At 44.7% G+C, this 13,865-nt stretch carries 15 protein-coding genes; 9 read left to right on the forward strand and 6 right to left on the reverse strand.

The genetic code is table 11. The features are described from left to right. Nucleotides 1–329 precede the first annotated feature (329 nt). The 3 genes from selD (at nt 330) to BLR76_RS05180 (ending at nt 3,344) form a co-directional block, all read left to right on the forward strand. On the forward strand, nt 330–1,370 hold the full coding sequence (gene selD, locus BLR76_RS05170; RefSeq protein WP_091266342.1) for a selenide, water dikinase SelD: 1,041 nt from the start codon (nt 330–332) through the stop codon (nt 1,368–1,370). A 14-nt stretch (nt 1,371–1,384) separates the two neighbouring features. Beyond that, entirely contained in the window at nt 1,385–2,428 is a 1,044-nt protein-coding gene (gene mnmH, locus BLR76_RS05175) for a tRNA 2-selenouridine(34) synthase MnmH (RefSeq protein WP_091266344.1), read from the forward strand. A 106-nt stretch (nt 2,429–2,534) separates the two neighbouring features. Continuing rightward, a complete protein-coding gene (locus BLR76_RS05180) occupies nt 2,535–3,344 on the forward strand; it encodes a hypothetical protein (RefSeq protein ID WP_091266346.1) in 810 nt (269 codons plus the stop codon). A 70-nt stretch (nt 3,345–3,414) separates the two neighbouring features. Here the strand turns inward: BLR76_RS05180 and BLR76_RS05185 are convergent, their stop codons facing one another. Both BLR76_RS05185 and BLR76_RS05190 read right to left on the reverse strand, forming a co-directional pair. Beyond that, nucleotides 3,415–3,720 (reverse strand): type II toxin-antitoxin system RelE family toxin, encoded by a 306-nt coding sequence (locus BLR76_RS05185; protein WP_091266348.1) that lies wholly within the window; start codon nt 3,718–3,720, stop codon nt 3,415–3,417. Beyond that, the gene (locus tag BLR76_RS05190) at nt 3,720–4,055 is read right to left on the reverse strand and encodes a hypothetical protein (protein WP_091266350.1); all 336 of its coding nucleotides are present in this window, start codon (nt 4,053–4,055) and stop codon (nt 3,720–3,722) included. Before BLR76_RS05190 ends, BLR76_RS05185 begins: the two co-directional genes overlap by 1 nt. A gap of 183 nt (nt 4,056–4,238) precedes the next feature. Here BLR76_RS05190 and BLR76_RS05195 point away from each other — a divergent pair, with 183 nt between their 5' ends. The 4 genes from BLR76_RS05195 (at nt 4,239) to BLR76_RS05205 (ending at nt 7,880) form a co-directional block, all read left to right on the forward strand. Next, entirely contained in the window at nt 4,239–4,985 is a 747-nt protein-coding gene (locus tag BLR76_RS05195) for a DUF4336 domain-containing protein (RefSeq protein WP_091266353.1), read from the forward strand. A 142-nt stretch (nt 4,986–5,127) separates the two neighbouring features. Then, nucleotides 5,128–5,259: a hypothetical protein gene (locus BLR76_RS12350; RefSeq protein WP_281241337.1), complete on the forward strand. Its 132-nt coding sequence runs from the start codon at nt 5,128–5,130 to the stop codon at nt 5,257–5,259. 498 nt (nt 5,260–5,757) lie between these two features. Further along, nucleotides 5,758–6,732: a bile acid:sodium symporter family protein gene (locus BLR76_RS05200; protein WP_091266354.1), complete on the forward strand. Its 975-nt coding sequence runs from the start codon at nt 5,758–5,760 to the stop codon at nt 6,730–6,732. Between the two features lie 59 nt (nt 6,733–6,791). After that, nucleotides 6,792–7,880, forward strand: a complete 1,089-nt coding sequence (locus BLR76_RS05205) for an iron-containing alcohol dehydrogenase family protein (RefSeq protein ID WP_091266357.1) — start codon at nt 6,792–6,794, stop codon at nt 7,878–7,880. Between the two features lie 224 nt (nt 7,881–8,104). Here the strand turns inward: BLR76_RS05205 and BLR76_RS05210 are convergent, their stop codons facing one another. Further along, nucleotides 8,105–9,526 (reverse strand): SLC13 family permease, encoded by a 1,422-nt coding sequence (locus BLR76_RS05210; protein WP_091266359.1) that lies wholly within the window; start codon nt 9,524–9,526, stop codon nt 8,105–8,107. A gap of 339 nt (nt 9,527–9,865) precedes the next feature. After that, complete coding sequence (locus tag BLR76_RS05215) at nt 9,866–10,435, reverse strand: NADPH-dependent FMN reductase (RefSeq protein ID WP_091266362.1); 570 nt, start codon at nt 10,433–10,435, stop codon at nt 9,866–9,868. A 199-nt stretch (nt 10,436–10,634) separates the two neighbouring features. Here BLR76_RS05215 and tnpA point away from each other — a divergent pair, with 199 nt between their 5' ends. Both tnpA and tnpB read left to right on the forward strand, forming a co-directional pair. Then, nucleotides 10,635–11,036 (forward strand): IS200/IS605 family transposase, encoded by a 402-nt coding sequence (tnpA, locus tag BLR76_RS05220; protein ID WP_091266365.1) that lies wholly within the window; start codon nt 10,635–10,637, stop codon nt 11,034–11,036. A 5-nt stretch (nt 11,037–11,041) separates the two neighbouring features. Next, nucleotides 11,042–12,121: an IS200/IS605 family element RNA-guided endonuclease TnpB gene (gene tnpB, locus BLR76_RS05225; RefSeq protein ID WP_091266368.1), complete on the forward strand. Its 1,080-nt coding sequence runs from the start codon at nt 11,042–11,044 to the stop codon at nt 12,119–12,121. 145 nt (nt 12,122–12,266) lie between these two features. On the opposite strand, the gene BLR76_RS05230 is transcribed toward tnpB, so the two are convergent. Next, entirely contained in the window at nt 12,267–13,205 is a 939-nt protein-coding gene (locus tag BLR76_RS05230) for a ring-cleaving dioxygenase (protein ID WP_091266369.1), read from the reverse strand. 64 nt (nt 13,206–13,269) lie between these two features. Beyond that, nucleotides 13,270–13,704: a MarR family winged helix-turn-helix transcriptional regulator gene (locus tag BLR76_RS05235; protein ID WP_091266372.1), complete on the reverse strand. Its 435-nt coding sequence runs from the start codon at nt 13,702–13,704 to the stop codon at nt 13,270–13,272. Nucleotides 13,705–13,865: the final 161 nt, after the last annotated feature.

Here is a 13,865-nt window from a genome sequence, read left to right on the forward strand (position 1 = left end):
GGCTACCGGGGGCATCGGGATAGAGTAGGAGCTCTGAATATCGCCCAAACAACCTAACTCATATGGTCACAGTATGAGTGCCCATGGAGCTATAGGCTCTGCCATGGGAGGGGTGATGGCACACCCTTAAACTTAAGGCTTGAACAAAACAGAAATGGCCTGCGTTCGACAAAGCACTTAAGAATCCCACTGCTTTAGCTGTGGGAGTGTCAATTATAAGACTGGGATTCTTTTTCAAAAAAAGAATCGACTTATCCTGTAACAGAATGAGTCTAGTAATGGTAAACTGTAGGTACATTGACCACCAATCAGGAAAGAAGGCATATATCATGACTCAAGTTAAACTGACGACGCTTACTAAAAAAGGCGGCTGCGGATGTAAGATCGGACCGAGTGAACTGCGCGAGGTTTTGCATACCCTGCCGGAAACAAAAAAAGATCCGAATCTTCTGGTCGGACTGGATACAGGAGATGACGCCGGGGTGTACAAACTGACGGATGACCTGGCCATCGTTCAGACGCTGGATTTCTTCACACCAATCGTGGATGACCCGTATGATTTTGGTCAGGTCGCAGCGGCCAATGCACTGAGTGACGTCTATGCAATGGGCGGTACACCGATCACTGCTTTGAATATCGTTGCCTTCCCTATCTTCAATCTGGATAAATCGATTCTGACAGAGATTCTTAGAGGGGCCAGCGATAAGGTTCAGGAAGCCGGTTGTAATCTCGTAGGAGGCCATTCCATCGATGATCAGGAACCGAAATTCGGGCTGTCGGTAACTGGGACGATCCATCCCGACGACATCCGGACCAATGCCGGAGCAAAACTGGGAGACAAGCTGATCCTGACTAAGCCCATCGGTGTAGGTATTTCCACTACGGCGCTTAAGCGGGGACTCTTAACTTATGACGAGATTCGTCGAGTGACGGCTGTGATGGCTACTCTGAATAAAGACGCGGCTGAAGTGATGAATGCTTATGATGTACACGCCTGTACGGATGTGACCGGCTTCGGACTTCTTGGACATCTATCAGAAATGGCTGCAGAGAGTCATCAGGCGCTGATGATTATGAAAGACGATGTGCCGGTGCTGTCCCGTGTGCGTGATCTAGCTGAAGAAGGTGTCATTCCAGGAGGATCCAAGAACAACTTCAATCATGTGAAAGCGGTCGTTCACTTTGACGAACGGCTAGATTCGATCGACCAAATCATTCTAGCTGATGCTGTCACGTCAGGTGGCCTGCTGATGTCCGTCAATCCGGATGAGGCAGCGGCCATGATAGACGCCTTACAGAATAAAGGCATCGACGCACGCATAATCGGTGAAGTCACAGATGGACAAGAAGGACATATTTATGTCAGATAAGAAAGGACTCTTCTATGTTTAAAGATATTTCACCCTCGGACCTGTTTGAACTCAAAGAAGCCGGACACGTCGTCGTAGATGTCCGTGCGCCTAAGGAATTCAAGGAAGCAACGATCCCAGGAGCGATCAATATTCCTCTGTTTTCAGACGAGGAACGTGCTCAAGTCGGAACGACATACAAGCATCAGGGGCAGGAGGCAGCGAAGGAGCTCGGACTGGAGATCTTTTCGAAGAAGCTGCCGGACTTTATCAGACAGTTCAAGGAGCTGAAGTCTCCGGTCACTGTCTTCTGCTGGCGCGGGGGGATGCGCAGCACAACTGCCGCTACAGTAACTGATTTGATGAATATCAAAGTCAATCGACTGACCGGCGGAATCCGAGCGTATAGAAACTGGATGAAAGAGCAGATCGACACGCTTCCCCTTCCTCCTTTTTATGTGCTGAACGGCCATACTGGAAATGGCAAGACTCATATCCTACGTCAGCTCAAACAGGAAAACTATCCTGTGATCGATTTCGAAGGCATGGCGCGTCACCGCGGATCCATTTTCGGTCAGATCGGTCTTGAACCCAGTAATCAGCGCATGTTCAATCTTCTTCTAGGTGAGGAACTCCTGCGGTACCAGCAGTCCCCCTATATCCTGGTAGAAGGCGAAAGTGCCCGTATCGGCAAAGTCATTATTCCAGAACGTATTTTTCAGCATAAAGAAATCAGCTCTCAGCTGGTCGTTGATCTGCCACTTGAAGAACGGGTCGCCATCATTCTTGACGACTATTCGCCTGATGCTTACCATAATGACTGTCTGCTGGCCTTTGAACGAATCAGACGCCGTATCCATACACCTGTATCAAAAGCGGTCGGCGAAGCCCTTGAAACAGGAGACTATCCGGAAGCAGTCAAGCTTCTTCTGACCTATTATTATGATCCGCATTACAACCGATCGATCACACGGTCTGATGCACCGGAAACATCTATCGAGGCTTCAACTCTCGAAGAAGCTGTTGATAAGGTTAGGACGCAACTCGACAGTCTGAATAAGATCAGACAGCAAAACTGATACGCAATGAATGCCCAGCCTGCTTTTATCCGGGTGTAGTCCACTATGTCAGCCTGTCTGACATCTGACTACTGGACTAGTTCATTGTGCTCAAAGGAGCGATTTCATGTTTACATTAGGCAGAAAGATTGATCCTCGAATCAAGACTAATCTGGCCATTGTCACCGGTACTTTTGCTGCCTTCATTGCCGGCTGGCTGTTAACTACCGAGCTGATTTCCGGATTTTACTTAGGCGGCACAGTGTTCGTGACTTGGGCCCTTTCCAGAGATGTGGATCCCGCCCACAGCTATTCAGCTTTCGTCGCTGTCTTCTTGACTCTGACGAATCTGCTTTACATCGAAACAATCGAAACCACTCAGATTCTGGTGCTGTTCTGGCTTATTCTCATTCTGCGGGCAGTAAACGGCATAACCGGTAAAACGTTGACGTTACTGGACATCCTTCTGGCTCTCGGATTTACTGTCTTTCTTTCATTTAATCAGGCGAACAGGCTCTACTTGTTCGTTTTCGTTCTCGCAATGGCTGGTCTCTACAGAATTGGAGAACGCCAGAAAGCAGTTCTAGCAGCCGGTATCCTCGCCTTCGCACTAGCTATCGTCCAATTGCTGTTTATGCATCGGCTCACACTCGCGGCATTCGATGGGCAGGATCCGGTGACTCTAATTCTGATCGCGGTGACTGTTCTGTCGGCAGTTCTTTTCTGGTTTATTTCAAGACGTGAGTGTAAGGATGACCAGGGTAAACAGGCAGACCTCAGGCGAATTTTCACGGGGCAGGTCATCTACTGTGCAGCTGTTCTGCTTCTGGTCTTTTTCGAAGACTTATCTATAAACGATCATCTAATCCACCTATCAGTCCTCTTGGGAAGCGTGATCCACTATATGTGGTTAAGAATTAAAGAAGCCGGAGCCTGAGGGCAAACCTCAATCAATTACACTGCATGCAAAAATAAAGAGCTGTACAAGAACCACCAACCTTGGTCTTCTAGTACAGCTCTTTATTTATACGATCTACTGCTGCGTGATAAACGTATTGATTCTCCCGTTTACCTATTGCAATGACTTGTATGATTTCCAGTCCTTCTTCGGATTCTCTAAATACAATCCTTAATCCAGCTTTCTTATGCTTCAGCTTTCTGCATCCCGTCATCTCCCCTTTTAAGGGTTGCCCAACCTCCATGCCATAGGACTGAAGCTTAGCTATGGATTTTCTCAACAGTATTTTTTGTGACCTGTTCAAAGATCGGAAGTCCTTCTTTGCCTCTTCGATAAACACAACGTCATAACTCATTAGTCCCACCCATTGTCGTCAGGGTCGTATTCGGCTTCAGCCAGTTCTTTACCCATAACAGCTTCCAGAGAAAAAGTTCTCACATCCTTTTGAGCATCCTGTGCCTTCAATCTTCGGGAAACCTCGTAATCCAGCAGTTCTTCTTCCAGATCATCGATTTTTTGAATAAGCGCCTCATAGTGCTGCTGGGTAAGCATAACACCGGCAACATTATCACGATTTAAGATATAGACCCCCTCATTTAATTCTTCAGCTTTCTTGAAGATATCCATCGGACTCTTCTTCACATCAGATATCGATCCTTTTGGAATATTTCCTATCAGTTCAAACGCCATACTTTTTGCCTCCTTCTTTTACTAGGATTATATCATTTAGACTTTTAAAAGTTTTTAAAAAAACTCTCGAACGTCCTGTTAATTGCTTATAATTCTATCAGAATTTTTCCTTTGTAAAATGTAATGAGACCCTGCAATATTGAGTGCTTAATGATACACTGTAACCAAAAGGAGGACACCATCATGTCAATCCCTCTATACGAACCATTGAATACACTGAAGAAAGTTGACGATAACATCTGGATCGTGGACGCCGGACTTATCAAGATGAGCGTATCCGTACTTAAGGTCCCTTTCTCCACACGCATGACCATTGTAAAATTGAATGACAGCACGCTATGGATCCATTCGCCAGTTGCCCCTGATGAAGGGCTGTTTAAAGAAATCGATGCACTGGGAAAAGTCGGACATCTCGTTTCGCCGAACAAGATCCATTATGCCTACATTGCGGACTGGAAAGCCCGCTATCCGGAAGCTAAGACCTGGGCAAGTCCCGGGGTCGATGATCGGGCAGCATCGCAGAATATTCCTGTAGCGTTTGAGTATGCTCTGGAAGATTCCGCTCCATCTGACTGGTCTGCGGACATTGACCAGCTGATTTTCAAAGGCAGCCGGGCACTTGAGGAAGTCGTCTTTTTTCATAAAGAAAGCCGAACGCTGATTTTAACTGATCTCATCGAGAATTTTGAACCTGAACGCACTGAGAGCCTAATGTGGCGATCAGTCTATAAAGCAGCCGGCATCGCTCATCCAGACGGAAAAACGCCGATCGATATGCGGATGACTTTTGCCGGACAGAAGGATCAGGCCAGAGCGTCCTACAAGCGCATGCTTGAATGGCAGCCTGAGAAAGTCATTCTTGCTCACGGGAAATGGTACGAAGAAAACGGGACAGAGGAACTGAAACGCGCCTTCAGATGGCTGGACTAAGGTAATACCAGCGAAAAAACGGATTAATGGTCGTGAATAACCTGACCTTAATCCGTTTTTTAATGACGGTGACAATGGATCATATATCGTCTTCCACTCCAGTGGAGAAGTAGAAGCACATACTGAATCAGAAGATAGTACTTTGGTCATTCATTTGACTGAAACTGAAACAGATGGGGTGATAATTAATCAGTTTACCTACTACTTAACGACGGGTGAAGAACACGATACTATTCAAGTAAGAGTCAACGATGAACGATTCCTTTTGACCTGAGGGTAGCAATGTAACAGGTTAGGAGACCTCTGTTCTAATAATGCTATAGACCGGAATGTTTTAAAGCATTACTAAGTCTGACATTAAAATATTACAGCCTTAATCCCACTAAAACCCTTTCAGTAACTATTTGACTAAAATTAACAAAGGATTATATTTTTTGCTTGTATTCTCATTTTTTTCTCTTTATTATTTAACCTAATCACTTATCAGACAGTAATTTCTCTTTAAGGAAGGACAAACTCATGACTAGACAATCTTACTCAAGTTTAATTATCATTATTAGATTCAGGGCTTAACACTGTATTTTTCTTACAGCTGTTCAAGTCCTATTCATGGTTGTTTATGAATGGGACTTAGGCCTCCCATTCTTTGTTTATAGAATGGGAGGCCTTTTTCTATTCCAGTTGGCTGTTTGACAATTTTTTCAGGAAGGAGAATCTACCCGTGTCGACCGTTCGTTAATTTATTATCTACTTAGAAAAGGGGAATGATTTCATGCAAGTCTTTAAAAAGTTTAATCACACGTTTACTCAGTACTTATCTTTCATTGTTGTAGGTGTAGCTATTATCTCTCTCGCTCTGCCCTCTAGTTTCTTATGGGCAGCAGGGTACTTAACAAATATTCTGCAGTTTATCATGTTTACTATGGGACTGACGATGAAACCAGCTGACTTCAGTGAAGTAATGAAGAAACCATGGCAAGTCTTCATCGTTGTTTTGGCACAATACTTGTTCATGCCTCTTTCAGCCTTTGTGTTATCACAACTTTTCCAATTACCCTCCGAAGTGGCGCTTGGTCTGATCTTGGTTGGTTGTGTCCCTGGCGGAACATCTTCCAATGTCATCGCTTATTTGGCTAACGGAGACCTTCCTTTATCAATAAGTGCAACATCTGTTTCGACACTGATTGCACCTTTCTTGACACCTGTCATGTTGTCTTTGTATGGTGGCGCATATCTAAACGTAGATTTCTGGACGATGTTCTTATCTATCGTGCAAGTTGTTTTGGTCCCTGTCGTAACCGGCTTGCTGATTAGCCTATTTTTAGGAAATAAAACTCAAAAAGCAGAAACTGTCCTACCTACACTGTCATCTCTTGCAGTCCTTCTAGTTTTAGGGGCAACAGTTGCGGTGAACCAATCCAACTTATTAAGTACAGGTCCAGTTATTTTCCTAGTCGTCTGGTTACACAATATGAGCGGATACGGCATTAGTTATCTGGTCTGCGGCTTATTGAAACGCGGAAAAGCTACTACCCGATCTATTGCTATCGAAGTAGGCATACAGAATACTGGTCTGGCCGCAAGCTTAGGGTTGGCGCACTTTAGCCCAGTGACTGCATTAGCCGCAGCTGCAGGAGCTATTGTTCATACTCTTTTTGGAACGATCTATGCCAGCCTATGCAGACGTAAAGACAGTAAAGAACTTAATGTATCTAAAGCTTCAGCCGGCGAACCCGTTCAGGCCTGACGAATCACATATACAATTCATTTTCGAACGGACACACTTTATAGAAAGTAGGAGATAATATGAAACTCAGCCAAACAGTTAGAAGCGGACCAGACCAGTATATTTGCGAGGCACATGCCCTGTCGTATTTAGACCAGAAACTCGAAAGATTCGATTCCCCGGTTGTCATTACCGGTAAAAAGTCTTATGATGCCTTTCTCAAACACTATAACGGTGAGTCGTCGTTTGAGGTCCTGAGATATGATGGCTCTGCATCCAACGAAGATATGAAGCGACTAGCCAGTCTGGCCCCTCATGCAGATTGTGTCATAGGTATCGGTGGGGGCCGCGTTCTAGATACAGCAAAAGGCACTGCTGATCTGCTTGGCAAAGCATCGATCATGATTCCTACTGTTCTGGGTACTTGTGCTGCTTATACTCCTTTATCAGCTGTATATCATCCGGATCATACGTTCAAAGCCGTCGATTATTATACACAATCAGCCTTTCTCTGTCTGATGGATCTCTCTCTTTTGGTCGAATCACCAAAAGAATATTTGAAGGGAGGAATCGGAGATACGCTGGCTAAGTGGTATGAGGCTGAAGGCATTACAAGCAATATGACTGGTGACCTGCCTGCAATGGTTTCAGTAGGCCTCCAGACAGCAAAAGTTACGAGAGAAGTTCTCCTTAAAGATAGTCAAGAAGCTCTAGAAAGCATGGACCGTGGAGAGATAACTCCTGCTTTTACCCGCGTTGTCGAAGCTGTTGTTGCTATCGCTGGTACGGTCGGAGGCTTTGCCGGGGAATATGGACGAATGGCAGGAGCTCATGCTGTTCACAACGGTATGTCGCTTGTTCGTGAAACACATGTGTATGAACATGGAGTAAAAGTGGCTTACGGGATACTCGTTCAACTGGCTGCCGCTGGTAATCTAGACGAGGTTAACAACCTCCAATCCTTCTATGAAGAGAACGGGTTCCCTCATACCCTGTCAGCGTTCGGTGTTCATGAAGACTTAGAAGAAAAAATGTGGCAGATTGCCTGTTTTGCTGCATCAGATAAGGAAACTTTTACTCTGGCGGTCCCAGATGCTACACCTCATACCGTCTATGAGTCGATGAAGACACTGGAATCTATGTCTCGCATGCCTCTATTGACTAAGTAAGTGATTTAGATTGCACGCTTTCGTTTACCTAGCTGAACACAACAAAGGTTCTGACACGATAAAAGCAGTAAAAAACCGTCTACTGTAGATGGTTTTTTACTGCTTTTATTTAAATAAGTAATGAATCATAATTCCATTAAAAAAGCCGCTGAATCAAAGCTGATTTCTCCTTGACCCCACGGCATATCTAATTTGACACGTATTACTTAGAATTCAAATCGGAACTAATAACTTAAAAATATCGGCTGAAGAACATAGACGGCAAAGACGATGACAATAATTCCGACCATATTCATCCAGAATCCGGCTTTCATCATGTCTTCGATATCCAGGATATTTGCACCAAACACTGCTGCATTCGGCGGTGTGGAGATTGGCAGCATAAATGCGCAGGATGATGCCAGAGCGACGACCGCCATGATCCCATAAGGTTCTACGCCTATTCCAGCAGCAAGCCCGACACTGATCGGCATCAACATATTGGATACCGCTGTGTTCGACATGATCTCAGTCATGAAGAGAACGGTGGCGGTTAGAATGATCAGAATCAATAGATAGTTGAAGCGGTCCAGGTTCGACAAGATGTCTCCGAACCAGACAGTAAGGCCGGATGACTCAAAAGCTGCGGCAAGTGACAAACCACCACCGAATAATAGAAGCAGTCCCCATGACAAGCCCTTCATATCAAACCAGTCCAGCAGCCTGCCACCCTTTGTATTAGGAATGACGAACAAGATAGTTGCTCCAAGCATCGAAATGGTCGTGTCTGACAGTTCAAAAGGTAGAAAGCCTCCAAAAATCCATAGCAGACCGGTCAGTGAAAAAATCGTCAGGACGAATTTTTCTTCAGTCGACATTGGTCCTAATTCCTTCAGCTGCTCTCTGGCAAATTCGGAAGAAATATTCCCTTCATCCGTCACTTTAAATTTGATTTTAGTAATATAAATGTATAGTGCGACTAGCAAAATCACTGTCACGATAATCCCAAACGTGAACCAGTCGGCGAAGGTGATTTCCTGGCCGAGCATATTAGAGGCAACTGCTACAAAGGTTGCATTCGGTACCGATCCGACAATTGTTGCTAGACCGCCGATCGATGCAGAATAAGCGACAGTCAGCAGCAGACCTTTGGCAAACTTCTGAAACGAGTCTTCTTTGAGAAACGCGTTATCTTTGATTTCCTTGATCAATGCCAGAGCGATCGGCAGCATCATCAAGGCCGTTGCGGCATTCGAAATCCACATCGACAGAAATGCCGTAGCTAGCCCGACACCCATGGTGATCCGACTGCTACTTGTACCCAGTAAAGCAATGATAGTCATTGCGATCCGCTTATGCAGGTTCCATTTCTCAATCCCTAAAGCAATTGTAAATCCACCCATATACATAAAGACGATGGGGTTTCCATATGCCATTGTTGCAGTGGCCTGATCTGTTCCTCCGGCTAAAGGCAGAAGGAAAATTGGAAGCAGTGACGTGGCCGGAATCGGCAAGGCTTCCGTAATCCACCAGGTTGCTACCCATGTGGTAACTGCCAGCACTGCTCTCGGACTGGCATCCAGTCCTGTCAGATCAGGTACAAAGTTAATGATCGCAAACAGGAGGGGCCCCAGACCCATCCCAATCTTTCTGAAGTCAATTCTCATGTTCAGCTCTCCCCTTAAATAATGTCTAAGCGGCATCCCCCAATGCCCTACTATATAATGCAAAACGTCCAACTTAATGCACGTAGTATTTAATCATAGCAGAATCTGAACTTCAGGAATAGCGAACACAAATTAAATCTTCATTATGGGTATCATGTTCAAAACATTCTAAAGTTTCAAATGTAAAAACTTTAGAATGTTTTGCCCCTTCTTCGTGTGACCTCTGTTATTTATTCTGGCTGAAGTTTAATAGGACACTACTCTCACCTTAGCAACTTATATTAGCTAAACAGAAAAAAGCAGATCAGCGAATATAATCTGACCTGCTTCATCATTAATTTATTTTTCTTCTGTGTCTTCTTTCACTCTCAACGGTTTTAAAGCACCGCTCCATGCATTGACCTGATCAAGCATGGCATGCACGTTGCTCAAGTGAAGTTCAGCTGGTTTAAATGTTGTAAAGTTTTCGAAGTCCGTAAACAGAGATAGGGTCGGGTGAACCCGAACATCAGCAATTTTCAATTCAGCCATGACGCCACGCAAGTGTTCTGATGCTCGTGCACCACCAGTCGATCCATAACTGACTATCCCTGCCGCTTTATCGTGCCATTCCTCTCTCAAGTGGTCTATCGCATTTTTCAGTACGCCAGAGAAGCTGTGATTGTATTCCTGAACGATAAAGACATAGCCATCCAGTTCACTAATTTTCTTCTGCCAAGCAGCGATTCCCGGCTCAGTTCCGTCGGTAGTTCCCAGAAACGGGAGCTGATAATCAAGAATATCTACGATCTCATAATTTGCATCGCCACGTTCATCTGCGATTTCTTTAACCCAGTTACCCACCTGTGGGCTGACTCGTCCTTCTCTTGTGCTACCTAAAATAATACCGATGTTTAGTTTTTCTGTCATGTTTTTTATCTCCTTTTCTATTCCGTAGTTAATTTTTAACGTAATTCCGAAAGAAGTCTCCCACTTCTAAACGTGCAGGTGCAAAGCACCAGTGAAAGTGGGGGAAGAATTTCAGTCAAGCGATAGCTTGAAGTGGTTAATCTGTCCTTTCTGTTGTATACTATATTCAGTAGTAATCAACAGAAAGGAAGTGAAAACAATGGAATTGGACAACAATAACCACTCAGTCTTCTCGATGCATTACCACCTTGTCTTAGTTACAAAGTATCGAAGAAAAGTCATCACGTCCTCTGTTTCGGATTATGCCAAAGATATGTTTCTAAGAATTAGTGCAAACTACAACATCGCTCTCATCGAATGGAATGAAGATAGAGACCACATTCATATCCTATTCAAAGCTCAGCCGAATACAGAATTGTCCAAATTCATCAATGCCTACAAAAGTGCCAGTTCTCGACTTATTAAAAAGAACTTTCCAGAAGTAAAGCAGAAATTATGGAAAGAAATATTTTGGTCGAGGAGTTTTTGCTTATTGACAACAGGCGGCGCTCCAATTGAAGTGATTAAAACATACATTGAAAATCAAGGCGAAGTGAGGTGACAACTATGTTGAAGGCCTACAAGTACAGATTATACCCCACCGAACAGCAAAAAGACTACTTCGCCAATTGCTTCGGCTGCGCCCGCTTCATCTACAACCAAATGCTCAGCGACAAAATCGACCACTACAAAGAAACGAAACAAATGCTCCGCAATACACCGGCTCAGTACAAAAAAGAGTTTCCATTTTTGAAAGAAGTGGATAGTCTAGCCTTGGCGAATGCCCAACAGAATCTGGAAAGAGCCTATAAAAACTTTTTCCGAGACAAGTCCGTCTGTTTCCCGAAGTTCAAATCCAAACACAAGTCAAAAGCGAGTTACACCACCAACAACCAAGGCGGAAATATTCGAATGGAAGACGGGAAAATCAAACTTCCAAAAATTGGTTTCGTGAAACTGAAGCAACACAGAAAGTTTGAAGGAGTCATCAAGTCGTGTACCATTTCCATGAACAAGTCGGGAACGTATTTCGTTTCTATTCTGGTGAAATCAGAAGAGGAGAAAATGGAATTCACCAAAAGGAAAATCGGGATTGATTTAGGAGTTTCCGATTTCGCTATCACCACCAACGATTTAGGTGAGGTAAAGAAACACGAAAACCCCAAACATCTGTATAAAGCAGAAAAGCGACTCAAGAAAGCCCAGCGTTCGTTGTCCCGCAAACAAAAATGTGGGAAGAACCGAAACAAAGCCCGTTTGCAAGTCGCCAAGGAACACGAAAAAGTTTCTAACCAGCGAAAAGACTTCTTGCACAAACTAACGAAGAAAATTACAGACGAAAACCAAGTCATCGTAATCGAAACGTTGTCGAGCAAGAACCTGATGAAGAACCATAAACTGGCAAAAAGCATTGGCGATGCCGGATGGTATGAGTTTGTCCGCCAGTTGGAATACAAGGCGGGACAAAAAGGCCGTACAATCATTAAAGCGGACAGGTTCTATCCATCTAGCCAGATGTGTTCTGCCTGCGGACACCGTGACGGCAAGAAACCCCTCCACATACGCCAGTGGGTGTGCCCACACTGTGAAGAATGCCTTGACCGAGACATCAATGCCAGTCAGAACCTTTTGGCTTTGGCCAAGTAAAAAATAACCAATGAGGCAGGGACTGCCTTTTGAGCCTTCCCATATCCGATTCCTCTGTCTGTATGAACTCTGTGCAGACAAGAATGGAGTTCGTAGGAAGCCCCCACTTCAAAATCCAAAGGATTTAAGTGGTGGGTAGTTCACTTTAATCTAATGGGGTCAAGTTGCTTTCAATTTCCTCGCGTCTGTCTTCCAAAAATGGCGGGAGAACGAGGCGCTCACCTAATTCATCACTGCTCTGATCCACTGTGAATCCCGGTTTATCTGTCGCAATTTCAAACAGGATACCGTTGGACTCCCTGAAATAGAGACTCTGGAAGTAATAGCGGTCAACCAGACCGGACGAGGCAAAATGGTTAGTTTTCGCCAATTCATCCCAATAGTTCAGCTCGGATTCTTCACTGACTCGAATGGCCAGATGGTGAATGCTTCCTCTACCAGGGCGTTCATCAGGCCCTTCTAAGTGTTTGACCAGAATTTCTCCATAACTGCCTCCCTTTCGGGTCTGGTAAAGCGTGTCAGTGTGTTCCTGATAAATGGGAGAATACCCCATCAGTTCAGTCAGTGTGTGGGCAAATTTTTCACTGTCTCGTACCGTTATTTCGATCGGTCCCATGCCTCGGATCTGATGCGCTTCAGGCACCTCTGACTGAGGGTAGCTTTGCCAGTGAGACATTTCTTCACCGTTCGCTACGAGTAAAACAAGCTGCAGGCCATCCGGATCTTCAAATTTAATGCCCTGACGTCTGGCATAAGTTGTGATACTGCCGTGGTAGACATCCAGCTCCTCAAAACGCGATTTCCAGTAATTCAGACTTTCTTCCGTCGGCACCATCAATCCAATACGAGTGATCGCATTCGTTCCCCTGTGCGTACGCCCGATATTCGGCATTTCAAAGAAAGTAAGGCCTGTTCCCGGACTCCCAGTCTTGTCTCCGTAAAATAAGTGATACATGGTCGGGTCGTCTTGATTGACGGTAACCTTTACCCGGCGCAGTCCGAGGATATTTTTGTAAAAATGATCGGTTTCTTTCGCATTCTTCACCAGCATGGAGATATGATGATGTCCTAAAATTGTTGACATGTGTCTTCCTCCTGTTAATCGTTACTTGATTAGTCGATTGATTGAGTAAAAAAATTGGGCACTGCTAGCTCAGTTCTTTTTCCGTATGTCGTTGGACTTTCGTCATTAATTTATACAACGTCTTCTGTTCTTCTCTGGACAAACAGTCCTCCATCAGCGACGTCTGAAACGCCAGCTGGTGTTCGAACACACTTTCCAGTTTCGCCTCGCCTTTATCAGTCAGGCTGATCCACTTTGTCTTCCATTCACTGGTCCGCTGGATGTAACCGTCCCGTTCCAGTCTACTCAGCATCCTTGAAATGCCACCGGCTGAAATCGTAATCTTGTCGGCCAGTTCACTTTGGGATAAAGGCTGATAAGTGCCGATCTGATTCAGTACATCGAACTGAGCGGCCGTGATGTCGAAGCGTTTCAGAAAGTCGTTGGACAGCAGTTCACTCTGATGCGTGAACCGCGTAATGCGAACCCAAATCAGTGACGCTAACGTATTTCGTCTCACCGGTATCATCCCTCTCTATGACATCAGTTTACATGTCAACTGATTAAAAAGCAAGCCTTTTTTCTTATTTTTTGTAAGTGACCTCATTAAAGACTCAGGCTGTACTATGTCGTACTTGCTAAATAAAAATCCGGTCGAGCCATAGCTATTTTACTCCTATA

Source organism: Alkalibacterium thalassium (assembly GCF_900101165.1).
GTDB classification, from domain to species: domain Bacteria; phylum Bacillota; class Bacilli; order Lactobacillales; family Carnobacteriaceae_A; genus Alkalibacterium; species Alkalibacterium indicireducens.

Excerpts from the sequence above, each read along its gene's own strand:
- selD (WP_091266342.1), top strand. The coding sequence starts at position 330 with ATGACTCAAGTTAAACTGACGACGCTTACTAAAAAAGGCGGCTGCGGA.
- mnmH (WP_091266344.1), top strand. The coding sequence starts at position 1,385 with ATGTTTAAAGATATTTCACCCTCGGACCTGTTTGAACTCAAAGAAGCC.
- BLR76_RS05180 (WP_091266346.1), top strand. The coding sequence starts at position 2,535 with ATGTTTACATTAGGCAGAAAGATTGATCCTCGAATCAAGACTAATCTG.
- BLR76_RS05185 (WP_091266348.1), bottom strand. The coding sequence starts at position 3,720 with ATGAGTTATGACGTTGTGTTTATCGAAGAGGCAAAGAAGGACTTCCGA.
- BLR76_RS05190 (WP_091266350.1), bottom strand. The coding sequence starts at position 4,055 with ATGGCGTTTGAACTGATAGGAAATATTCCAAAAGGATCGATATCTGAT.
- BLR76_RS05195 (WP_091266353.1), top strand. The coding sequence starts at position 4,239 with ATGTCAATCCCTCTATACGAACCATTGAATACACTGAAGAAAGTTGAC.
- BLR76_RS05200 (WP_091266354.1), top strand. The coding sequence starts at position 5,758 with ATGCAAGTCTTTAAAAAGTTTAATCACACGTTTACTCAGTACTTATCT.
- BLR76_RS05205 (WP_091266357.1), top strand. The coding sequence starts at position 6,792 with ATGAAACTCAGCCAAACAGTTAGAAGCGGACCAGACCAGTATATTTGC.
- BLR76_RS05210 (WP_091266359.1), bottom strand. The coding sequence starts at position 9,526 with ATGAGAATTGACTTCAGAAAGATTGGGATGGGTCTGGGGCCCCTCCTG.
- BLR76_RS05215 (WP_091266362.1), bottom strand. The coding sequence starts at position 10,435 with ATGACAGAAAAACTAAACATCGGTATTATTTTAGGTAGCACAAGAGAA.
- tnpA (WP_091266365.1), top strand. The coding sequence starts at position 10,635 with ATGGAATTGGACAACAATAACCACTCAGTCTTCTCGATGCATTACCAC.
- tnpB (WP_091266368.1), top strand. The coding sequence starts at position 11,042 with ATGTTGAAGGCCTACAAGTACAGATTATACCCCACCGAACAGCAAAAA.
- BLR76_RS05230 (WP_091266369.1), bottom strand. The coding sequence starts at position 13,205 with ATGTCAACAATTTTAGGACATCATCATATCTCCATGCTGGTGAAGAAT.